Source organism: Pedobacter sp. SAFR-022, from assembly GCF_051965375.1.
In the GTDB taxonomy this organism is placed as follows: Bacteria; Bacteroidota; Bacteroidia; order Sphingobacteriales; family Sphingobacteriaceae; genus Pedobacter.
Map to the genome: position 1 here is coordinate 54,747 of NZ_JBQCME010000009.1, position 22,235 is coordinate 76,981.

A 22,235-nucleotide genomic window follows, 5' to 3' on the forward strand; every position below is an offset into this window, starting at 1 on the left:
AGTTTAACACTTTACCAAATTTATAATCGACTGGCGCTGAGCAGGCCTGTTTTAATATTGGATTTTTTAAATATCTTAGCCAACAACCAAACTATTTATCAAATTCAATGGAAAAAGAAACACAGGATCATCACTTTAAACGGGAGCTGGGCTTGCTCGACGGTACCATGCTGGTGGTCGGCTCAATGATTGGATCCGGAATATTCATTGTCAGCGCCGACATCGGCCGGCAAGTCGGTTCAGCGGGATGGCTAACCTTAATATGGGTGCTTACCGGACTGGTAACGGTCATTGCTGCGGTGAGTTATGGCGAGTTAAGCGCCATGTTCCCCAAAGCTGGTGGACAATACGTTTATCTTAAGGAAGCCTATAATAAGCTGATTGCCTTTTTATATGGCTGGAGCTTCTTTGCCGTGATACAAACCGGAACCATCGCTGCAGTTGGGGTGGCATTTTCCAAATTCGCGGCCTACCTTTTTGAGCCCTTAAGTGATGAAAACATCTTGTTTAATGTTGGTGATTTCAAGATCAATGCGGCACAGCTGATGTCAATCTTTACCATTATTCTGCTTACCTATATCAATAGCAGGGGCGTAAAGAATGGTAAGTTGTTACAAACCTTCCTTACGGTAATTAAAATTGTGTCCTTGTTCGGATTGATCATCTTTGGCTTTACCCTTGGTGCAAAGGCGGAAGTCTGGAATGCCAACTGGGCCGACGCCTGGAGTCCGAGTAACTACAACGCGGCCTCAGATTCCTGGATGCCTATTGCTGGTTCTGCCTTACTCGCTGCGGTATCTGCCGCTATGGTGGGCTCCTTGTTCTCCAGTGATGCCTGGAACGGCGTAACTTTCATTGCTGCTGAAATCAAGAATCCTGAAAAGAATGTTGGCTTGAGCCTGTTCTTGGGTACGTTCATCGTTTCCGTGATCTATATTCTGGCGAACCTGATGTATCTGTCGGTCATGCCACTCCAAGATATTGCTTTCGCGAAGTCAGACCGTGTTGCCGTTGTTGCTGCGCAAAACATCTTCGGAAATACTGGTACGCTGATCATCGCTTTGATGATCATGATCTCCACTTTTGCCTGCAACAACGGCCTGATCATGGCTGGTGCACGTGTTTATTATACGATGGCAAAAGATGGCCTGTTCTTCAAAAAAGCAGCCTTATTAAACAAATCCAGTGTGCCAGCATGGGCATTGTGGTTCCAGTGTGTGTGGGCGTCCGCCCTGTGTCTTACCGGGAAATACGGCGACCTGCTCGACTACGTAATGATCATCGTGATCATCTTCTACATCCTTACGATCTATGGGATTTTTATTTTGCGCCGTAAAATGCCTGATGCGGTGCGGCCATACCGTGCCTTCGGGTATCCGGTGTTGCCGTTCTTCTATATCATCGTAGCGGCTGCAATCTGCATTTCTTTGCTGATTACCAAAACCAGCACCTGTGGTTGGGGCGTGGTGATCATGCTTGCAGGTATTCCTGTATATTACCTAAGTAAACCGAAAGAAGCTTAACAGATATCATTTAAATCAAAAAAGCCGGTAGCGATTAACAATCGCTACCGGCTTTTTCGGTTTAAAGGCTTTTCCTTACTTCATCAGCTCCAAAAATTTCGGGACCTCCTTATCGTTGCTTGAAAACTTAAGCAAACGCTTGTTTGTACCGTAAAGGTACATTGAAGGATATTTGTCTGGTTTAAAGGTTGGTATAAAAGCCTGGTGTTTGTCCTGTAGTAGTGTTACATTTTTCATGGCGAGCAAGGGCTTCCCAAAGTTTGTCATGAAGTAATCAATGGAGCGAAATTCATCCATTGACACCAGGTATATGTTTGCGTTTGCGAGCTTTCCGCTTTGCTTGGATAACTGGGTGGCTACCTGCTGGCAGTGATCGCAGGTGGCATCAAAGAACATAATAAATGCTTTCTTGGTTGTCGGGATCTGTGCTGTCGAGAAAGCTTTACCGTCCTTTTTATAGAAAACAGCACTTGGTAGTGTCTGTGGCTGTAATTGCGCGTTGACCTGACCGGCAAACAGGCAGCATAATATGGCTATAAAGAGTTGTTTCATAGCTCTAATATCAATATTAATTAGGTAATCCAAAGCACATCGTGGCTAAAAGTAGGGGTACAGCCTATTTCTTGGTACGTGCTTCCTAGGTACTTGATAGGAGCTTGCAACGTACTTGCTACGTGTGGATACGTCTCAAACCCCTATCAACGACTTGGCAAGCCTGATGTGAAAGCAAAAGACCATTCAAGGATTGGTGCGGCGCTATAAAACTTAAATTCAATGTTTTTTGTTATTGTGGTAAATTGAAGCTGAATATGGAACAGACAGGATTAATGGAATTTTTTTTAACGCGTTTGGTGGATCTGTATCATGCTGAAAAGAAGTTTATCAAGAGTTTCGTTGCATTGTCCATCGCGGCATATACATCCGAATTAAGAACGGCATTGAATTCACCTTCTACAGAAGCGGAAACACATGTTAACCGGTTAGAGACCATCATGAAGTCGCTAAAAGTAAAACCTGCGAAGCAGGAATGTAACATTGTCTCGGCACTTGTGGAGAAAGCCAGGGATCTGATCGTCAAGAACGAGCCAGGTACGGCCATGCGGGATGCGGCAATAATTTATGCCGCGCAGCATATTGAGCACTACAAGATCGCCAGCTACACGGTATTACATGAAGTGAGTAAGGAGCTGAAGCTCGAACAAGCCAGTGTGTTGCTGGAGCAATGCCTGAAGGAAGAAAACGATACCGCAGCTTATTTGTCGCAGATTGCGAGCAACATCATCAACCCTGCGGCGGCTAAAGATGCCGTATAGATTATGTAAATAATTGGTAAGGAAAGCGCTGGAATTATAATCCCGATAAAAAAGCTGTATTTTTGCGTAAAATATATAGCAATTTGGGAACTCCATTAGATTCAGGCATAAAGGGATATAACAACTACGGGACGCATTTAAAAGCGAAGTACGAGGGGCAGCGCGTGTTTAAAGTTATTGTTGACGGCGGATTTACCTGCCCAAACCGGGATGGCTCCAAAGGCTATGGCGGCTGTACCTATTGCAATGTAGACTCCTTTACACCGGAGCTGTCCAGGAAACTTCCAACCATCCGCGAACAGCTGGAGCAGGGTATGGAGCGTGGCAAGCGTTTTTATAAAGCAGACAAGTTCATTGTCTATTTCCAGCCGAACACCAATACTTATGCGCCTACCCATTATCTGAAGATGATGTACGATGAGGCTTTGTCGATCAATCCGGAGGATGTTGTAGGCTTTTCGGTAGGTACACGCCCCGACTGTATTGATGCAGAAAAGGTAGCACTGTTGGAGAGTTATGCTGATCGCTTTGATGTGGATCTGGAGATGGGCATGGAATCTATTTACGATGAAACCTTAAACCAGATTAATCGTGGCTGTAGCCATGGGGAGTTCGTGGAAGCCGTAAAACTACTGGAAAACTCACCGCTGGATCTCTGCGTACACACGATTTTTGGCTTTCCATGGGAAACTGAAGAGATGATGCTGAAATACATCGATGAGATCAACCGCTTTCCGCAAATTAAGTTCGTGAAGTTTCATCACCTGCATATCGTTGAAGGCTCTATTATGGGCGTTAAATACAAGAAGAATCCTTTCAAATTATTTACCCTCGAAGAATATACAGATCTGCTCTGTAAATTGATTCCTTTGCTTAGGCCAGACATCGTCATCCAGCGTTTATTCGGGATTTCGGACTGGGACCTGCTTATAGCGCCAAATTGGGGCTTAAACAAATCTGCCATACAGACCTATATCGATAAAGAGATTGAACGCCGTGGTATTGTTCAGGGTTCAGCCTACGAAGTAGGGGTACTGTAAGTCCCGAACAAAGCTTCTATTTTCTGTTTTCTGTAGTTGAATATCTGCTGTAGCTTGTTGGCAACGAAAATTCCATTCGCCAGCTGTCCAAAGATCCCGAAGGGCATGCCGTAGGTAAGAATATCATTCATCAATACACCACCTGGTATTTCCTGGAAGTGATGCTGGTGGTGCCAGAATTTGTATGGCCCAAATCTTTGCTCATCAATAAAGTACTGCTCGTGCTGCACCTGCGTAATTTCTGTCATCCAATCGAGCTTGATGCCTAAAACTGGCGATACCTTATAGGTAATGATCATGCCCGGGTACATTTTCGTGGCTTCGGTCGTATTCGATGTAACCGTAAATGCCATTTCCTTGGGTGTAATCTTCGCCAGATTCAATGGTGAAGAGAAAAATGACCATGCTTCAGCTAAGCTAACTGGTATCTTCTGGGTAAATTCCAGGTGATATGATTTCATGTTGCATTAACAATCGTCAAGCTTATATGTTTATTCCGGATTTTTGGGTTTTTTGTGTTGTCTTTGGGTTGAATTTTGGTTAATGTCAATGCTTGTGTATCTAAAATTCAGGTTGATTTAGTTTATCTTGTGATTTTTTATCAAAATAACTTTGAAAATTCCGATGTAAACATTGTATTTTTGATTTAAGATCTAAAAACAAGCGCTTATTTCTGTTTTGTTGTCCTGATTAGTTGTTTTAAATTGATTTATATGAAAAATTTAACCTTAAGACAAAGCCTTCCCTTTGTTTTGCTATTGGCAATAGGCGTTTTGTGCCTGTATTTTCCTGTTTTGCCAAATTTTGATGAAGGAAAATACAATACGGCAGATATCGCCTGGATACTAATCTCCGCTGCATTGGTATTTTTAATGACACCGGGTCTTGCGTTCTTCTATGGTGGTATGGTTCACCGCAAGAATGTATTGTCTACCATGATCAAGAGTGTTGTTGCTGCTGGTGTGATCACCGTGATGTGGGTTGTGGTAAGCTTCAGTCTGGCCTTTGGAGAGAGCATTAACGGTATCATTGGTAATCCTGGTACCTTCGCGTTTTTCCAGAATGTTAATTCGGGAGCACCATGGGCAGGTGCGCCGACGATCCCGCTAACCCTGTTTGCCGTGTTTCAGTTGATGTTCGCCATCATTACGCCTGGCCTGGTCGTTGGAGCGGTAGCCGAGCGGATTCGTTTTACCTCTTACATCCTTTTTATTGTCCTATTTTCTGTATTTGTGTATTCTCCACTGGCACACTGGACCTGGCATCCTGAAGGATTTCTGTTAAAGATGGGTGTTCTGGACTTTGCAGGGGGTACCGTGGTGCATATCTCTGCAGGTATGGCTGCGCTGGCGGGGGCACTTGTACTTAAGCGTCGTAAATCTCATATTGAAAATAAAGAAATACCACCAGCAAATATCCCTTATGTACTGATCGGAACAGGGCTGTTATGGTTTGGCTGGTTTGGTTTCAACGGGGGATCCGCATTTGGATCCGGTGCCTTGGCAGTGAGTGCTTTTGCCACAACGAATATGGCCGCTGGTGCCGCCGGATTATCCTGGATGTTCTTTGATGTATTGCGTGGCAAGAAACCTTCGGTCTTAGGATTCTGTATCGGTGCTGTTGTTGGCCTGGTTGCCATCACACCAAGTGCCGGTTTCGTCGCCATTCCGGTAAGTATATTTATTGGTGTCGTGGCTGCCATCATCTCCAATCTTGCGGTGATGTGGAAATCCCGTACCAGCCTGGATGATACGCTCGACGTATTTCCTTGTCACGGCGTAGGCGGTATCGTTGGTATGATCTTAACCGGTGTTTTTGCAAGTAAGCAGATTAACCCTGCAGGTTTTGATGGCATCTTCTACGGTGATGCAACCTTCTTTTTGACCCAGCTAAAAGGGGTGGTCATTGTCGTGACATTCAGTTTTGTCATGTCATACGGCATCTTCAAGCTGGTGAACCTGATTCAGCCAATCCGTGTAAGCTCCGCAGAAGAAGAAGAAGGGCTTGATGCTTCACAGCACAATGAAAAATATTACCAGGGTACGCTGATTATTGAAAATAGCGTTGTCGTTGAAAATAGCGTTGTTGAAAGCGTTATTGAAGTCGAGTCCCTGAGAAAAGTACCAGCTTAGCTTGGTATCAATGCACCATCTTGTCAGCGCAGGTTGAACTTGCAAAAGCTTCGGGCTTAGCTTTAAAAATAAAGCCCATACTTAAGATGTATCCCATTGCTTCATTAAGTGCCTTGTTTGATTTGAATGAAGGACTTGTATTGATGTCGGCATGAACCTCCAAGCCGACATCATAAAGGTCCAGCAAGTCACAAATGGCGTATGCGGTTTCAATGGATTTCTGCACTTCTGCCAGCATCCGCTCTTTGATGCCCATGCGCTGCAGTGATTTCTCCTGATGGATATACATAAACCCTCCATGGTGTGCGCGTAGCAGCACAATTACAGTAGCAAAGTTGGTAATTGGACCTTTAACCTGTGAATCTGTGCCAATACAGATCTTAAGTTTATGTCCCATTTCGCTTTCCCGGATAATCGCCTGTTCAATTTCTTCAAGTATCGGCTTGTGAATAACTTCACCGCTGAATTTCTTCCAGTTCATAAGAGTTGGAGTTAAGAATGTAGCTACCCTAAGATAAGGCTTTAGATGTAAAAAAAATGTTAATTCAGCTACTTAATTCCTTAATATCAGTATGTTGGGCTTTTTCGTCGCGGTTTTTAGGATTGTTTGGCTTCTGCTAAATGTGTAAAAACTCAAAACAATACCATATTAAAGGGGTAGTATTAGTACATATGACAAAGAATAAAACCATTATTGTTTCCAACCGTCTTCCTGTGAAAATTGTAGAAAAGGATGGGGTTTATGAATTAAGTCCAAGCGAGGGTGGTCTGGCTACCGGTTTGGGCTCCATATACAAGACCGGGCACAACATCTGGATTGGATGGCCTGGCATTGAAGTGCCGGAGGAACGACAGCAGGAGGTTACGGAGAAGTTAGCCGCGCTGAACCTGATCCCGGTATTCCTGAGTAATGAGGAGATCAACCAGTATTATGAAGGCTTTTCCAATGAGGTGCTCTGGCCAGTATTTCATTATATGACTACTTATGCCAACTATGAGCAGAGTTATTGGGACTTTTACCAAAGTGTAAACACAAAATTCGCTGATTCGGTAGTCGCACACCTTAAAGAAGGTGATACCGTTTGGGTCCATGATTATCAGTTGTTGCTGCTACCGGGCATGGTACGCGCGCGACAGGCACATATCACGATTGGATTTTTCCAACACATCCCCTTCCCATCTTATGAGATTTTCAGGCTTATCCCCTGGCGGGAAGAGCTGCTGGAAGGAATGTTTGGCGCTGACTTGCTCGGCTTTCACACGTTCGATGATGTTCGCCATTTCCTGAGTGCGGCGAGTAAACTCTCTACTTCTAAATATGCTAATAACGTAATCAATTACAATGAGCGGCAGATTGTGGTCGAGGCCTTTCCAATGGGTATTGATGACCAGAAATTTGAAGTGCTGGCCAGCAATGAGCGTGTTTCCGCGCACATCCAGTCTTTCAAGGAATCTAAACAGGGTTCGAGAATGATCCTGTCTATTGACCGGCTGGACTACAGTAAGGGCATTATTCCAAGATTACAGGCCTTCGAGCTCTTCCTGCATTGTTACCCGGAGTATATCGAGAAGGTAGAACTCTACATGATCGTTGTACCCTCACGAGATAGTGTACCACAATACAAGGAGCTGCGTGAGCAGATCGATCAGCTGGTCGGCAATATCAATGCGAAGTTCAGAACGCTGAACTGGGCACCGGTGCATTATTTCTATCGTTCCTTCCCGATTGAGTTCCTGTCGGCCTTATATAGAACCGCAGATGTTTGCCTGGTAACGCCAATGCGGGATGGGATGAACCTGGTAAGCAAAGAGTTTGTGGCTTCAAAAACGGACAACAAGGGTGTGCTGATCCTTAGTGAGATGGCCGGCGCTTCCAAAGAGCTGAACGACGCACTGATTGTAAATCCAAACAATATTGGTGAGATCATGCGCTCACTTGTACAGGCCCTAAACATGACAGATGCGGAGCAGGAGCATCGTATGAAGAGCATGAGGGCCATCGTGAAAAAATTCAATATACATTTATGGGTAAAGAACTTTATGGATAAACTGGAAGAGGTGAAAGAGATGCAGGCAGCCTTACTAACTAAATATGCCTCAGCCTCCATTCGGGAAAGAATAAAAACTGCGTATAATAAAGCCGGCGATCGCTATCTGTTCCTGGATTATGATGGAACATTGGTGGGCTTTAAGGGAGATATTGACAAAGCTTCACCAGATGAAGAATTGCTGCATTTGCTTGCGAACCTGTCTGAGGTGGAAGGGAATAAAGTGATCATCATCAGCGGAAGACGGCATCAAACGCTTGAAGATTGGTTCGGGCATTTGAAGATGGACATGATTGCCGAACATGGTGCCTGGCAGAAACAATCAGGTAATGAGTGGAAAAGTTTACCCTTGTTAACCGACAAGTGGAAACTGGACATCCGCGCAGTATTGGAGACCTATACGGACCGTACGCCAGGTTCTTTCATTGAGGAAAAAAGCTATTCCCTGGTTTGGCACTACCGCAAGGTAGAAGAGGGATTGGGTGAATTGCGTGCTCAGGAAATTATCAATCACCTTCGGATCATGGTTGCCGATAATGGTCTGCAATTGATGCCTGGCAATAAGGTGCTGGAGTTTAAGAATATTGAGGTGAATAAAGGAAAAGCAGCCTTAAACTGGATGCACGATAATCATCCGGACTTTATCCTGGCGCTGGGTGATGATCATACGGACGAAGATATCTTTAAAGCAATTCCAGAAGAGGCCTACACCATAAAAGTTGGTGGAAACATTTCTGCGGCAAGATATTATTTGAGGAACCCAACCGAAGTCAGGTCCCTTTTAAAAATGCTTTGCAGTTAGAGAAAAACAGGTCTGTCTAATTTGATGGCGATGCGGTGTGCAGCATTCATCAAGCCTACATGGCTATAAGCTTGAGGGAAGTTGCCCCACTGACTGCCATCATTTTCATCAATATCTTCACTGAAAAGATTAAGATGATTGCCATATTGCATCAGCGACTCAAACTCCTTAATCGCATCATCAATCCGGCCTACACAGGCTAAAGCTTCCACATACCAGAATGCGCAGATGAGAAAGGTAGATTTCGGCTTGCCAAAATCATCTGCGTGTTTGTAACGGTAGAATAAGCCATTGTCGGCTTTAAGTTCCGCTTCCACCGCAGAGAGGTGATCTTTCGCTTTCTGCGATTGCGGATCCAGATAGTTCATCAGGATGAGTTGCAGTGTGCTTGCATCAAGGTGTGGGCTGTTCACGCCATGGGTGTACACTTTTCTTACCGGATCATAACAGTCTTCAATGTGCTTAGCCGCTTTATCGATCAATAGCTGCGCACGCTGTTTACTTTGCTCATCATTGATGGTTGTCGCCATTTTCAATGCCGCGTTTGCACCTGCCCATTGAAACAGGTTCGTGTAGCAGTGGTGATTGGCAATATTCCTGAATTCCCAGATTCCTGCATCTTTCTCATCTATGGTGCGCTCGATCTTTTTCAGCAGATAGTCGAGCCATTGCGCAGAGCCATGACGTTCATCGAAAATGAAGCGGTTATCATGGTATAAAGGCAGCATGGATATGATCACCTGACCATAGATATCATTTTGAATATGCTCAAAAGCCTGGTTTCCGATCCTTACCGGTTGATTGCCCTGGTAGCCTTTGATGTTCCCGAGAATACGTTCGGTTAGTTTCCGTTCGCCGGCAATGCCAAACAAAGGTTGGTAACGCTCGTCGTTGCGGAAGGAAATATCCGTGATGTAGTTGAAGTAACGCTCCATCTCTTCGAAGTGTCCGATGTGGTTTAAGGCTGTAATGACATAATAGGTATCACGCATCCAGCAATAACGGTAATCCCAGTTCCGTACACTGCCCGGGTGTTCTGGAAGGCTGGTGGTACTTGCGGCAATGATTGCTCCGGTATCTTCATACTGGTGGATTTTTAAAACCAGGGCGGAGCGTATGACTACCTGTTGCTGAAAGCCAGCAATGGAAGAGTGTTTGATCCAGGTGCGCCAGTACTGCTTTGTGCTTAGCAGGAAGCGTTCCGCTGTACTATCAATTGGTGCTTCCAGTTTGTAGCCGAAGGTGGTGATCAGGTATTTTGGTTCATTCAGCGCAAAATAGCGTTCGTCTTCGATGTAGCTTAAGGAAATGTTGGTGCTGAGCTGCAGCGTTTCATTACCTGATTGATATAAGATGTGATTACTGCCGCGACTGCGGGTAAATTTGTCTTCACCATAATTATATACGGGGCGGCATTTCACCTTTACACGAGGGTTGCCGCTGATCACTTCGATTTTTCTAATGAACATGAGCGGTTTGTAGTAACGCTCATATTGTCTGAAGCGTGGTGCGAAATCGGTTATCCGGTAAGTGCCTTCCGGATTGCTGATTTCTGTGCAGAGAATATTAGTATTCTCCAGGTAATACTGTTTTGAGCTGTATTCTCCCGCAGGCCGGATGGAGAATTCACCGCCTTTTTCATCATCAAGTAAGCCGCCGAATACAAATGAGCTGTCGAATCGTGGCCAGCAAAGCCAGTCTACATTAGTGTTTTTGTTGATGTGCGCCAGGTAAGCACAGTTTCCAATTATCCCTGTTTGATAGGTGTGTCTATCCATTTAATTCTTGTTAGTTTTATTTGTTTGTCATTATAAAGAACAACTTATCTGGTGAATTGTTGTTTATCCTATAGTTGTAAATGGTTGTATCTTAAAAAAGAAATCCAATGAACACGATTAACCCAGATTTGATGAATGAATTTTATTTGCTTCAGGCAAGCAGATCTAATGAAAAATATCTTGAATTATTGGATGATCACCTTTATTCTCCGATCCAAAAGGCGAATACCTATATGAGTGCTCTGGTGAGCAAAAGAGGCGATATGCTCATACAGATGGAGTCGAGGGTAAACAGAACCCTGCGCCGCATTAAAAAGCGTTACCTTAAGTTTTAAGCCATTCGGGGTGCTTCCCGGCAGATTTGTTACCTTTGTTGCTTATGGTACAAAGAGTTCTTCAGAATCTGAATATTTCCGCGCTAAACGAGATGCAGCTTGCTGCGACAGCTGCCGCTGCAAAAGGTAAGGACCTCATCTTGCTGGCACCTACGGGTTCAGGTAAAACGCTGGGCTTTTTGCTGCCGCTGCTGAACAACCTTAATCCGGCCACCAAGGGTGTACAGGCTTTGATCCTGGTGCCCTCCAGAGAACTTGCACTGCAGATTGAACAGGTCTTTAAGGCTATGGGAACAGGATTTAAGGTTAACTGCTGTTATGGCGGGCATGCAGTGAAGGTTGAGAAGAACAACCTGGCCGAAGCACCAGCATTACTGATTGGAACGCCAGGCAGGATCGCCTACCATTTGAAGCACGAAAACTTTGATGAATCTACCATAACCTCCCTGGTGCTGGATGAATTTGATAAAGCCCTGGAATTTGGCTTTCAAGATGACATGTCTTACATCATCGGTCAGCTGCGCTCCCTGAAGCAGCGGTTTCTGACTTCTGCTACGAAGATGGAAGTCATTCCGGAGTTCGCAGGTGTACGTAATGCAGAAGAGATTGATTTTTTAGCCAGTGCTGCAGTTACACCCGATTTGAAACTTAAAAAGGTAATTACGACTGCAGAGGAGAAATTAAACACCTTGTTTAAACTGATCTGTAAAATTGGGGATCAGCGTACGCTGATCTTCTGTAATCACCGGGAAACGGTGGATCGTATCAGTGACCTTTTGATCGATAAAGATCTTGCACACGATATTTTTCATGGTGGCATGGAGCAGGATGAGCGTGAGCGTGCGCTGCTGAAGTTCCGCAACGGCAGTATAAAACTGTTGATCACCACGGATCTTGCGGCCCGCGGCTTGGATATTCCTGAAGTGCAATACATTGTACATTACCAGCTGCCATACACCGAAGATGCGTTTCTGCATCGTAATGGTCGTACAGCCCGGATGAATGCCAAAGGAACGGCATACCTGATCATGACCGAAGAGGAGAAATATCCCTTCCTGGCTGGAAACATTGAAACGGAAGTTTTGAAAGATAAAGGTTACAAGCTTCCGAATGACAGTGAGTGGCAGACTTTGTACATCGCTGCCGGCAAAAAAGATAAGGTTAACAAGATTGATATCGTTGGACTACTCTTGAAAAAAGGTGGCTTACAGAAGGAAGATGTTGGCTTGATTGAGGTTAAAGATCAAAGCAGTTATGTTGCAGTGAAACGCAATATGAGCCGGAAGGTGCTCGCGGCATTAGCCAATGAGCGGATCAAGAATAAGAAGGTGAAAATAGAGATAGCAATGTAATATGAGCAATAACGATATATTTAAAAAGCTTCGGGTAGCGCTGGAACTTAATAATGATGAGATCATTAAGATTATGGAACTGGTAAACTTCAAAATTACGAAGAGCGAACTGGGCTCATTTTTCAGGAGTACCGACCATCCGAACTTTAAACCCTGCGGTGATCAGATCCTTAGAAACTTCCTCAACGGACTGATTATCTACAAGCGTGGACCAAGGGCACCAAAAAATGAACAGAAAGATTAGGGCGCATAATGCCTTATAATATTAGTCATATTTAGCAATTTTCGCTATGTTCGCATAGCAAGGAGCTGTTATGCGCATATTACTATTCCTTTTGTTCAATCTTTTATGCTCTGGTTATGCGATTGCTCAAGCTACGAATAAGGTAAGCGGAACAGTAAAAGATTCTGTGAACAGGGCCATTCCGGGCTCCTCCATTCGTATTGTATCAGGAAAAGACACGCTGCACGCGGTAACGGATTTCAGGGGTAAATTCAGTATCTCTGGTATCTCTGGTCCGCGGGCGCAACTGAACATCAAAAGTATGGGCTATGTCCCGCTTGACGTTGAGCTCGAGTTTAAACCAGGTCAGAAGTACAATAACGTACCTTACTTTCTGCAAAAAGATAAAAACACCCTTAAAGAAGTGGTGATCACCACCCAGGTGATTCCCGTTCGTGTACTTAAAGATACGATTGAATATAATGCTGCGGCTTTTCTGGTTCGGGAGAACGATCGTGTGGATGAGCTGCTCAAGCAGTTGCCGGGCTTACGCTTCGATCGCGACGGGCGACTGATCTCCATGGGGCAACCTACCACAAAACTCCGCGTAAATGGGGAGGATTTCTTCACCAACAGCGTTAAAGATTTCATCAACCAACTTCCGGCAGATATCATTGCCAAAGTTCAGATCATCAACGATTATGGTGATGAGTCCAGCTTCACGGGTAATAAGTCTGGTGAATCGCAGAAGATGCTGAACCTGGTAACAAAACCCGGCAGGGGAAAAGGGAATTTCGGAAATACGGCGGTATATACCGGCACGAATGAACGTTATGGCCTGCAAACTAATGGTAACCTCTGGCGGGAGAAGAAGCAGGTGGGTCTTAAAGGAAATATCAACAGCACGAATAATCCTGCAGGTATCAACAGGAATATTTCAACGGGAATGAATTATCGGGATAAGCTAAGCGATGCGGTGACTGCCAGTCTGGCTTATTCTTATGATAACAACAAGAATGAAAACCATCAGCTTGATTATACCGAGACTTTAAATCCTTCGGGTTCACTCTATACGTTAAACGACTATAACCGGAACACCAATACCAGCAAGCATAACCTGAGCTGGAATCTGCAGTCTATTGGTAAAACGAGCTATATTCAGGCTTCGGTTTCCGGTAATTTCCTGAATACAAACAGCGACTATCAGGCTTCATCCGAACAGACTGGTGTTAACAAACAGGATTTAAGAAATACGATCATTACGGATCAGTACACACCAGAGTTTGCAGGTAATTTCGCGTTTTCACATCGCCTGAAGAAGCCTGGAAGAACACTGTCGGTAGGCTTGTCAGCTAAGAACGGCATTTCGCAGCAGGATGATAATATGGACAACCTGATCCGTTATTATAACCCCAGAACGGGCCTGTTTGCAAAGGACTCCCTGCTAAACCGTTTGATGGATACGAAGAACAGACTGAGAAGTGTGTCAGGCACGTTGAGATTCTCGGAACCATTGTCTAACGATCATGATTCCCTGGTAAGTAAGAATTTGGATATCGTTTACACCTATGACCTGGAAGATAATGCTAATAACCTGCTTACCAGAGTGAAGAATGCCTTCGGTCGAAACCGGATAGTGGATTCATTAAGCAGTACCTACACGTCCCGATTCGGAGCGCACTTGCTGGGCGTCAACTTCAGATATGGGGCGGAGGACCTGAGTTATAACTTCGGCATAAGTGCACAACCGAATGTCTTGACCGTAATAAATAAACGGCCTTACGGTACCATCAGGCATGCTGGCTTTAATATTACGCCGGTTGCAAATGTCAGCTACAACATATCGGAGCGTACGAGTTTAACCTTTCTTTACAACGGGAACAGCTCGGCGCCTAACCTTGCACAGCTCCAGCCGGTGCCAAATACCAGAAACCTGCAGAATGTGATTGTTGGTAATCCGAACCTGAAATCTACCTTCCACCAAACGGCGAGCTTGTCCTTTCAGAACAGTAACCTCGAAACCGGGCGCGTACTGATGTTTGCGCTGAATGGTGGGGTGGTACAAAATCAGGTTGTAAGCAATGTGATACTGAGGCGGGACACGCTCAACGGGCTAAAACAGGAAACAACCTTTCTGAATGCGAATGGCGCTTACAATGTGGATGGGATTTATTCCTGGTCCCAGCCCTTTGCTGACAATGTGATCAATCTGGAAGTTAGGGGAACGGTTGGCTTCGGGAACACGGTCTCCTACTCGAATTTCGTGTTAAACGAGAACAAGGGCTTCAATTTTTCGCAAGCGGTATTGCTGCGCATGAGTAAAAAGGCACTTTCCATTACCGGCGATGCAAGCTACAATTATAACAGCAACCGGTACTCTTTGGGATATAGTAATTTGAAGAATATTCAGGTGTATGAGTTTAACCTGAGCATGAAAGCTACTTTACCGCAACGTGTGATCCTGGGCTTTGATGCTTTGAAACGTATCAATATAGGTTACTCAATTGCTTCGAGCAATCCAACAATCATCAATATGAGTCTGGAGAAGTCTTTTCTACGCCGGGAGCGCGGAACTTTTAAGATTCAAGCCTATGACATTCTGAATCAGGGTAACTATTTCATCAGGAATGTGTCTGACAACTCCATCATTGACAGTAAAAACAATCAGAATACCAGATATCTGCAGGTAAGTATAAACATCAACCTCCAGCAGTTTGGAGGTTGATGTAAAGCCAGATTAGGCTAGTTTTTTGTATTTAATGCGGTGAGGGGTGACGTCACCAAGTCGTTTCTTGCGGTTTTCTTCGTAGTCGCTGTAGTTACCTTCAAAGAAGTACACCTGTGAGTTGCCCTCGAAGGCAAGAATGTGTGTACAGATGCGGTCGAGGAACCAACGGTCGTGACTGATGACTACCGCACAACCACCGAAGTTCTCCAATGCTTCTTCCAGTGCTCGCAGGGTGTTTACGTCGATATCATTGGTCGGCTCATCCAGTAATAGCACGTTGGCACCTTTTTTCAAGGTAATGGCCAGGTGTACACGGTTTCTTTCTCCACCTGACAGTACGCCTACTTTCTTCTGCTGGTCGCCGCCGTTGAAGTTGAACTTGGACACGTAAGCACGTCCGTTAACAGCCTTGTTTCCAAGCTGAATGTTGTCGAGTCCATCGGTGATGTTCTCGTATACGGTTTTTTCAGGTTCCAGGTCATTGTGGTTCTGATCCACATAACCCAAGGCTACCGTTTCACCTACTCTGAAGTCTCCAGTGTCCGGGGTATCCTGACCAGTGATCAAGCGGAATAAGGTGGTTTTACCTGCACCATTTGGTCCGATGATACCAACGATACCTGCTGGTGGGAGGGAGAAGCTCAGGTTTTCGAACAGGATCTTATCTCCATAGGCCTTAGTTACGTTGTTGGCTTCGATAACGACGTTACCTAAACGTGGACCAGCAGGGATGAAGAGCTCCAGTTTGTCTTCGCGCTCTCTAGAGTCCTCGGAAGCAAGTTTTTCGTAGTTGGATAACCTTGCTTTAGATTTTGCATGTCTCGCTTTTGGAGCCATACGTACCCACTCCAGCTCGCGCTCGAGGGTTTTTTGGCGTTTGCTTTCGGTCTTTTCTTCTTGTGAAAGACGTTTTGCTTTTTGATCTAACCATGAAGAGTAGTTTCCTTTCCAGGGAATACCTTCACCGCGGTCAAGTTCGAGGATCCAACCGGCCACATTGTCAAGGAAGTACCTGTCGTGGGTTACTGCGATAACGGTTCCTTTGTAGTCTTTCAGGAATTGCTCCAGCCAATCGATACTTTCTGCATCAAGGTGGTTGGTTGGCTCATCGAGTAGCAATACATCTGGTTCCTGAAGCAGGAGGCGGCACATGGCGACCCTTCTACGCTCACCACCGGAAAGTACACCAATCTTGCTGTCGGGATCCGGGCAGCGTAAAGCGTCCATTGCACGCTCCAGTTTGTTGTCCAGCTCCCAGGCATTGGTGGCATCGATTTTATCTTGTAATTCACCTTGCTTGGTCATGAGCCTGTCCATCTCGTCAGGGTTCTCATACACCTCGGGCAGGCCGAACTTTTCATTGATCTCTTCGTATTCTTTCAGGATGGCTGTGATCTCAGCTACACCTTCTTCAACGACCTCACGGACAGTCTTTTCATTGTCTAAAATAGGTTCCTGGGCAAGATATCCGACAGAATACCCTGGGGAGAATACAACCTCACCTTGATAAGATTTGTCAAGCCCAGCTATAATTTTCAATAACGAGGATTTTCCTGAACCATTTAGTCCGATAACGCCTATTTTTGCACCATAGAAAAAGGACAGGTATATATTTTTTAATACTTGTTTCTGTGGGGGGTAAATCTTATTCACCCCGGCCATTGAGAATATTATTTTTTCGTCTGACATAATTGCATATTGGTTTGCAAATATCAGCAATAAAGTCAAAAAAAGCAGCGTTTTGTGAAATTACGGCACCAGGGTGTTTATATTTAGCGTGGATGGCGTAATTGTTGATAAAATAAAAAAAATGGTCTCGCTTATTTAAACATAATTTATAGTTTAGAGCATTCCAGTAAAGAAAGGTAGATATGGAAGCTAAGTTTTCACCACAAGTTAAAGATGTGATTTCATTTAGCAGGGAAGAAGCCCTGAGACTTGGTCACGATTACATAGGCGCAGAACATCTATTACTAGGCCTTATCCGCGAAGGCGACGGTATGGCAATAAAGGTTCTTAGGTCACTTGGAGTAGATACTTCGAAGTTGCGCCGTGCCATTGAAGATGCCGTTAAAGGTACATCAAGTGTAACCGTAAATTTGGGCAACATCCCACTTACGAAACAAGCTGAGAAAGTTTTAAAGATCACTTATTTAGAAGCTAAAATATTTAAAAGCGACCTGATAGGTACAGAGCATTTATTATTGTCAATTCTGCGCGACGATGATAACATCGCCTCACAGATCTTATTACAATTCAGCATCAATTATGAGATTTTCAAACAGGAAGTTGAAGTAAACAAAAACAACTTTAGAGACGATATACAGAACAGTGCCTCTGCAGGCAGTGATGATGATTATCGTGAAGAGGAGAGCTTCAGCGGTCCGAAGAAAGTTTCAGACATCAAATCTAAAACCCCTGTATTAGATAACTTCGGCAGGGATTTGACTAAAGCTGCAGTGGAAGGTCGCCTTGACCCAATAGTGGGCAGGGAAAAAGAAATTGAACGTGTTTCTCAGATCCTATCCCGCAGGAAAAAGAATAACCCGATCCTGATCGGGGAACCAGGTGTGGGTAAGTCTGCCATTGCAGAGGGACTTGCATTACGCATCGTTCAGCGTAAAGTATCAAGGGTGTTGTTCAACAAACGTGTTGTTACGCTTGATCTTGCTTCACTTGTTGCTGGTACAAAATACCGTGGCCAGTTTGAAGAGCGCATGAAAGCGGTAATGAATGAACTGGAGAAATCTACTGACGTGATCTTGTTCATTGATGAGATTCACACCATCGTAGGTGCTGGAGGTGCTTCGGGCTCATTAGATGCTTCGAACATGTTTAAACCGGCCCTAGCAAGGGGTGAAATTCAATGCATCGGTGCAACCACTTTAGATGAGTACCGCCAGTACATTGAGAAGGATGGTGCCTTGGACCGTCGTTTCCAGAAGGTAATGATTGAGCCTGCATCTCCGGATGAAACCATCGAGATCCTTAACCGCATCAAAGAAAAGTATGAGGATCACCACGGTGTGACTTATACCGACGAAGCGATCAATGCTTGTGTAGCCTTGACTTCAAGGTATATCACGGACCGCTTCTTACCAGATAAAGCGATCGATGCTTTAGATGAAGCGGGTTCAAGGGTTCACTTAACCAATATTCATGTTCCTGAGAAGATCATCGAAATTGAAACCAAGATTGAAGACATCAAGGTTGAAAAGAACAAGGTGGTTAAAAGTCAGAAATATGAAGAAGCTGCGAAACTGAGGGATACTGAAAAGAATCTTTTAGAAGAGCTTGACCGTGCTAAATCTGAATGGGAAGCTGAAACCAAAACCAAACGTTACACCGTAACGGAAGATAACGTAGCGGAGGTTGTTTCCATGATGACTGGTATTCCGTTGCAACGTGTTGGACAGACAGACAGCCAAAAACTGTTGAATATGTACGATACCGTAGCGAACAAAATTATCGGTCAGGATGATGCGATTAAGAAATTAACCAAAGCCATCCAACGTACAAGAGCTGGATTGAAAGATCCTAAGAAGCCAATTGGTTCATTCATCTTTCTTGGTCCGACCGGGGTTGGTAAAACCGAACTTGCGAAAGAGCTTGCACGCTTCATGTTCGATAGTGATGATTCATTGATCCAGATCGATATGAGTGAGTATATGGAGAAATTCGCTGTGTCACGCTTAGTGGGTGCGCCTCCGGGATACGTAGGGTACGAAGAAGGTGGTCAGCTTACGGAGAAAGTCCGCCGTAAACCATATGCAGTGATCCTTTTGGATGAGATTGAGAAAGCTCACCCGGATGTGTTCAATATCCTGTTACAGGTATTGGATGAAGGACAACTAACCGACAGTCTTGGACGTAAAGTTGACTTCAGAAACACCATCATTATCATGACTTCTAACATCGGCGCACGCCAGTTGAAAGACTTCGGACAAGGTGTTGGTTTCTCTACATCTGCTAAAGCTAGCCAGGTGGATGCACATTCAAGAGGGGTTATCGAGAACGCCTTAAAGCGTGCTTTTGCTCCAGAGTTCTTGAACCGTGTTGACGATGTGGTTGTATTCAATAGCCTTGGTAAGGAAGAGATCTTCAAGATCATTGATATTGAACTGAAATCGCTGTTCGGTAGAGTTCACAACCTGGGTTATGAAATCAAGCTTACTGATGCAGCTAAGGACTTCATTGCTGACAAAGGCTTTGATAGTAACTTCGGTGCTCGTCCACTAAAACGTGCGATCCAGAAATATCTTGAAGATCCAATCGCTGAAGAAATCTTAAAAGGTGATGTAAGCGAAGGTGATGTTCTTGAGATCGACTACAATAAAGAAAACGATCAAATTACCGTGGAGAACAGAAGTCCTGGTAAGAAAAAGAAGAAAGAAGAAGGTGCATAAACCTTCTGGATAAATGAAAATCCCGTTGATCAGCGATCAACGGGATTTTTTTTGCTGTAAGATTTAGCGCTACTTTGGCTTGATACGTTCTATTTACACTGGCATCATACTTTCTATTTACATGCTAGAAAACATCAGAAACCAACAGTTACCTCAGAATAGATTCAGTTGTGCCTTCGGCACGCGGAACTTGCTAGAGTCGAGCTCAACGGGATTTAAGTTTAGTTTGTTAAGTCTGCAATGTAGCTTGAAGGTGTCACTGATGAGTTGAGCAATATTTCCGTTTCCACGCATGCGTTCTCCGAAACGGCTGTCGTTCACCTTACCACCATGACATGATTGAATCATGTGCCAGACCTTGTCAAAACGATCAGGGTAATTCTTTTCCAGCCAATCTTTGAAGATTCCCCCGATAGCTCCATTTAACCGAACTACAGTATACCCGGCGTTAGTGGCCCCACGTTCTGCAATCGCTTTCAATATCGCAGGCACTTCATGGTCACTTAAGCCCGGGATAAGCGGGGCTACCATTACACCCACCGGAATGCCAGCCTTACTCAGCTGTTCTACTACTTTAAGGCGTTGCGCAGCCGTTGCAGTCCTCGGCTCCATCTTCAGGCGCAGGTCTTCATTCAAGCTGTTAATGGATACATAAACCATGCAGAGCTTCTCCTGCGCCATTTCTTTGAGGATATCCAGGTCACGTAGTACAAGTGAATTCTTGGTGATCATACCGATTGGCTGCTTATATTCGAGCGCAATCTGAAGCAACTGCCTGGTAAGCTTGAATTTTCGCTCTGCGGGCTGGTAGCAGTCAGTATTTCCAGATAGTGAGATGATCCCGGCATTCCAGCCTTTCTTCTCCAGGAACTTACGGAAAAGCTGCGGAGCCTCCTTTTTGACAATGATCTTGCGCTCAAACTCCAGCCCTGCACTGAAGCCCCAATACTCATGGCTGTTTCGGGCATAACAGTAGGTGCAGCCGTGCTCGCAGCCCTGGTAGGGGTTAAGAGAGTAGGCCATCCCAACGTCTGGGCTGTCAACCTTGTTCACCACCGACTTTGCATCGCCGAAAATGAAAGTGGTTTTGCTGTCCTTTTCCTCCCAATCATCTATGCCTTCAACATGTTCTTTCACGTAATCGTTCTTCAAGAAATGATTATGTGGGTTCACCTGAGCACCGCGGCCCTTAAAATAACCAGATGGATTCTCTGCGTTCAATTCCATAGTGCGAATTTACTAAAAAAATTAGTAATACACCAGGGTAACTTGTAGACCTTAATTATTTTACAGGTTGTGGAATATAATCCATTGGAACCATATCCGCTATTTTTTCATAAGCCCAATATCCTTCGTACAATAACGATTTAGGTTCATAAATTCCTCCATTTTCGTAGAAATGAACCGGCGATTGAAGCATGTTCACAATGGAAATCTGGTAGTTCGGAATATCCAAGGGACGGCTAACGGAATGCCCAGACATATTGCTGTATGCCGGGGTTTCCCGCTCTTTGGTGTAAACCACGTAGAGCTGGTCTTTGAAGCGCATAGACTGCAAGTCGCGATATTGCTGCTGCACCAAAGTATCCAGCAGAATTTCCTGTCTGTTCAGGGTACTGATCTCCTTAGGCATCTCCCGGACTTTCATCCAGTATTTAAGTGAATCATTCACCGCCGAGCCTAGACGAATCACCGCATTGCCATTTTGTGTAAGTCGTCTGATGTGTTTGTTGATAATGCTGTCTAGAGGACGTTGCGTATTTGGAATCTTAATTAGCTTATGCAATAAATAACCTTGTTCCTTGCTCTTGCCAGCATATAGGGATTTGAAAAAGTGCTGTGTGGAGCCATAGTATGCAGTTTCCCTTTTGTTGATCCAGCGCTTCTTGGCCGCCTTACTACCTTTTAACTCCTGGTAATTTGGAAGGCCGCTGTAATAAACAATCCGTGTGTTGTAATTATACTCGAAGAATTGCAGCATATAGCGCAGCTGATAACCTAAGGCTTTATTCTCGATGATCAGAAAATCATCCGACTTTACCGTCAATATCCGGCGATCCTTATCATAATCTACCCGCAGTACTCCAGGATTCAGAATTTTGCACTTTTCCGAGTTAGGTGTCCTACCAATGAAGAACTCTTTAAATACCTGTAAATATTTCTCCCGGTTGGGGTCTGTACGAATAACCACTTCGTTCAGTTGAATGCTATTCTCCTGCAACACAATCTGAATGCTCACAGACTTATCGGAGAGTACAACATTTTTGGTATAGGGCAGGAAGCCCATCATCTGCACCAGCACATCATAGTTGCCGGGCTTCAGATTACTCAAGGTAAATCTTCCTTCAGCATCTGTTGATGTGGCATTTTTATAATTGCTCAGATAAACACCGGCACCAGGTAGTTCAACGCCTTTCTTGTCCCTAATTACGCCTGTGATGGACAGGTTCTGTGCATGTAAAGCGATGCTCATCAAGAGGAATGAACAGCAGAGTAGGAGGTGTTTAATCATGTCCTCAAATAACTAATATATTAGTTATATATGCAAATAAAAA

17 protein-coding genes are annotated in these 22,235 nt (G+C 44.5%); 10 read left to right on the top strand and 7 right to left on the bottom strand.

The features are described from left to right. The first annotated feature begins 107 nt into the window (after positions 1-107). On the top strand, positions 108-1,523 hold the full coding sequence (locus ACTHQF_RS16630) for an APC family permease (RefSeq protein WP_440431982.1): 1,416 nt from the start codon (positions 108-110) through the stop codon (positions 1,521-1,523). A gap of 75 nt (positions 1,524-1,598) precedes the next feature. Here ACTHQF_RS16630 and ACTHQF_RS16635 read toward each other — a convergent pair whose 3' ends face one another. Then, complete coding sequence (locus tag ACTHQF_RS16635; RefSeq protein WP_440431984.1) at positions 1,599-2,075, bottom strand: redoxin domain-containing protein; 477 nt, start codon at positions 2,073-2,075, stop codon at positions 1,599-1,601. 275 nt (positions 2,076-2,350) lie between these two features. Here ACTHQF_RS16635 and ACTHQF_RS16640 point away from each other — a divergent pair, with 275 nt between their 5' ends. Beyond that, entirely contained in the window at positions 2,351-2,836 is a 486-nt protein-coding gene (locus ACTHQF_RS16640) for a DUF892 family protein (RefSeq protein WP_440431986.1), read from the top strand. Between the two features lie 83 nt (positions 2,837-2,919). After that, the gene (locus ACTHQF_RS16645) at positions 2,920-3,876 is read left to right on the top strand and encodes a TIGR01212 family radical SAM protein (protein WP_440431988.1); all 957 of its coding nucleotides are present in this window, start codon (positions 2,920-2,922) and stop codon (positions 3,874-3,876) included. Here the strand turns inward: ACTHQF_RS16645 and ACTHQF_RS16650 are convergent. Then, positions 3,855-4,337, bottom strand: coding sequence for an SRPBCC family protein (locus ACTHQF_RS16650; RefSeq protein WP_440431990.1), 483 nt, complete (start codon positions 4,335-4,337; stop codon positions 3,855-3,857). The two genes, ACTHQF_RS16645 and ACTHQF_RS16650, sit on opposite strands and share 22 nt — an antisense overlap. A 252-nt stretch (positions 4,338-4,589) precedes the next feature. On the opposite strand from ACTHQF_RS16650, the gene ACTHQF_RS16655 reads away from it, so the two are divergent. Then, positions 4,590-6,008: an ammonium transporter gene (locus ACTHQF_RS16655; protein WP_440431992.1), complete on the top strand. Its 1,419-nt coding sequence runs from the start codon at positions 4,590-4,592 to the stop codon at positions 6,006-6,008. 7 nt (positions 6,009-6,015) lie between these two features. Here the strand turns inward: ACTHQF_RS16655 and ACTHQF_RS16660 are convergent, their stop codons facing one another. Then, positions 6,016-6,489 carry a ribonuclease H-like YkuK family protein gene (locus ACTHQF_RS16660; protein WP_440431994.1) on the bottom strand — a complete coding sequence of 158 codons (474 nt, stop codon included), beginning with the start codon at positions 6,487-6,489 and terminating at the stop codon, positions 6,016-6,018. A 191-nt stretch (positions 6,490-6,680) separates the two neighbouring features. On the opposite strand from ACTHQF_RS16660, the gene ACTHQF_RS16665 reads away from it, so the two are divergent. Continuing rightward, positions 6,681-8,858, top strand: coding sequence for a bifunctional alpha,alpha-trehalose-phosphate synthase (UDP-forming)/trehalose-phosphatase (locus ACTHQF_RS16665; RefSeq protein WP_440431996.1), 2,178 nt, complete (start codon positions 6,681-6,683; stop codon positions 8,856-8,858). On the opposite strand, the gene ACTHQF_RS16670 is transcribed toward ACTHQF_RS16665, so the two are convergent. Then, complete coding sequence (locus tag ACTHQF_RS16670) at positions 8,855-10,636, bottom strand: glycoside hydrolase family 15 protein (RefSeq protein WP_440431998.1); 1,782 nt, start codon at positions 10,634-10,636, stop codon at positions 8,855-8,857. The genes ACTHQF_RS16665 and ACTHQF_RS16670 overlap by 4 nt on opposite strands. Before the next feature lie 131 nt (positions 10,637-10,767). Here ACTHQF_RS16670 and ACTHQF_RS16675 point away from each other — a divergent pair, with 131 nt between their 5' ends. The 4 genes from ACTHQF_RS16675 to ACTHQF_RS16690 all read left to right on the top strand — a co-directional run bounded on the left by ACTHQF_RS16675 (position 10,768) and on the right by ACTHQF_RS16690 (position 15,271). Then, positions 10,768-10,971 carry a hypothetical protein gene (locus ACTHQF_RS16675; RefSeq protein ID WP_440432000.1) on the top strand — a complete coding sequence of 68 codons (204 nt, stop codon included), beginning with the start codon at positions 10,768-10,770 and terminating at the stop codon, positions 10,969-10,971. A gap of 44 nt (positions 10,972-11,015) precedes the next feature. Then, complete coding sequence (locus tag ACTHQF_RS16680; protein ID WP_440432001.1) at positions 11,016-12,323, top strand: DEAD/DEAH box helicase; 1,308 nt, start codon at positions 11,016-11,018, stop codon at positions 12,321-12,323. A gap of 1 nt (position 12,324) precedes the next feature. After that, positions 12,325-12,567, top strand: a complete 243-nt coding sequence (locus tag ACTHQF_RS16685; protein WP_440432003.1) for a DUF1456 family protein — start codon at positions 12,325-12,327, stop codon at positions 12,565-12,567. A gap of 70 nt (positions 12,568-12,637) precedes the next feature. Next, positions 12,638-15,271, top strand: a complete 2,634-nt coding sequence (locus tag ACTHQF_RS16690) for an outer membrane beta-barrel protein (RefSeq protein WP_440432005.1) — start codon at positions 12,638-12,640, stop codon at positions 15,269-15,271. A gap of 12 nt (positions 15,272-15,283) precedes the next feature. Here the strand turns inward: ACTHQF_RS16690 and ettA are convergent, their stop codons facing one another. Continuing rightward, entirely contained in the window at positions 15,284-16,963 is a 1,680-nt protein-coding gene (gene ettA, locus ACTHQF_RS16695; protein WP_440432007.1) for an energy-dependent translational throttle protein EttA, read from the bottom strand. 182 nt (positions 16,964-17,145) lie between these two features. Here ettA and ACTHQF_RS16700 point away from each other — a divergent pair, with 182 nt between their 5' ends. Continuing rightward, positions 17,146-19,680: an ATP-dependent Clp protease ATP-binding subunit gene (locus ACTHQF_RS16700; protein ID WP_440432009.1), complete on the top strand. Its 2,535-nt coding sequence runs from the start codon at positions 17,146-17,148 to the stop codon at positions 19,678-19,680. Positions 19,681-19,833: 153 nt separating this feature from the next. Here the strand turns inward: ACTHQF_RS16700 and ACTHQF_RS16705 are convergent, their stop codons facing one another. Then, positions 19,834-20,907, bottom strand: coding sequence for a PA0069 family radical SAM protein (locus ACTHQF_RS16705; protein ID WP_440432011.1), 1,074 nt, complete (start codon positions 20,905-20,907; stop codon positions 19,834-19,836). 55 nt (positions 20,908-20,962) lie between these two features. Beyond that, a complete protein-coding gene (locus ACTHQF_RS16710) occupies positions 20,963-22,192 on the bottom strand; it encodes a carboxypeptidase-like regulatory domain-containing protein (protein ID WP_440432012.1) in 1,230 nt (409 codons plus the stop codon). Positions 22,193-22,235: the final 43 nt, after the last annotated feature.

Excerpts from the sequence above, each read along its gene's own strand:
- ACTHQF_RS16650 (WP_440431990.1), bottom strand. The coding sequence starts at position 4,337 with ATGAAATCATATCACCTGGAATTTACCCAGAAGATACCAGTTAGCTTA.
- ACTHQF_RS16665 (WP_440431996.1), top strand. The coding sequence starts at position 6,681 with ATGACAAAGAATAAAACCATTATTGTTTCCAACCGTCTTCCTGTGAAA.
- ettA (WP_440432007.1), bottom strand. The coding sequence starts at position 16,963 with ATGTCAGACGAAAAAATAATATTCTCAATGGCCGGGGTGAATAAGATT.
- ACTHQF_RS16630 (WP_440431982.1), top strand. The coding sequence starts at position 108 with ATGGAAAAAGAAACACAGGATCATCACTTTAAACGGGAGCTGGGCTTG.
- ACTHQF_RS16690 (WP_440432005.1), top strand. The coding sequence starts at position 12,638 with ATGCGCATATTACTATTCCTTTTGTTCAATCTTTTATGCTCTGGTTAT.
- ACTHQF_RS16640 (WP_440431986.1), top strand. The coding sequence starts at position 2,351 with ATGGAATTTTTTTTAACGCGTTTGGTGGATCTGTATCATGCTGAAAAG.
- ACTHQF_RS16710 (WP_440432012.1), bottom strand. The coding sequence starts at position 22,192 with ATGATTAAACACCTCCTACTCTGCTGTTCATTCCTCTTGATGAGCATC.
- ACTHQF_RS16675 (WP_440432000.1), top strand. The coding sequence starts at position 10,768 with ATGAATGAATTTTATTTGCTTCAGGCAAGCAGATCTAATGAAAAATAT.
- ACTHQF_RS16680 (WP_440432001.1), top strand. The coding sequence starts at position 11,016 with ATGGTACAAAGAGTTCTTCAGAATCTGAATATTTCCGCGCTAAACGAG.
- ACTHQF_RS16655 (WP_440431992.1), top strand. The coding sequence starts at position 4,590 with ATGAAAAATTTAACCTTAAGACAAAGCCTTCCCTTTGTTTTGCTATTG.
- ACTHQF_RS16705 (WP_440432011.1), bottom strand. The coding sequence starts at position 20,907 with ATGGAATTGAACGCAGAGAATCCATCTGGTTATTTTAAGGGCCGCGGT.
- ACTHQF_RS16635 (WP_440431984.1), bottom strand. The coding sequence starts at position 2,075 with ATGAAACAACTCTTTATAGCCATATTATGCTGCCTGTTTGCCGGTCAG.
- ACTHQF_RS16685 (WP_440432003.1), top strand. The coding sequence starts at position 12,325 with ATGAGCAATAACGATATATTTAAAAAGCTTCGGGTAGCGCTGGAACTT.
- ACTHQF_RS16660 (WP_440431994.1), bottom strand. The coding sequence starts at position 6,489 with ATGAACTGGAAGAAATTCAGCGGTGAAGTTATTCACAAGCCGATACTT.
- ACTHQF_RS16670 (WP_440431998.1), bottom strand. The coding sequence starts at position 10,636 with ATGGATAGACACACCTATCAAACAGGGATAATTGGAAACTGTGCTTAC.
- ACTHQF_RS16700 (WP_440432009.1), top strand. The coding sequence starts at position 17,146 with ATGGAAGCTAAGTTTTCACCACAAGTTAAAGATGTGATTTCATTTAGC.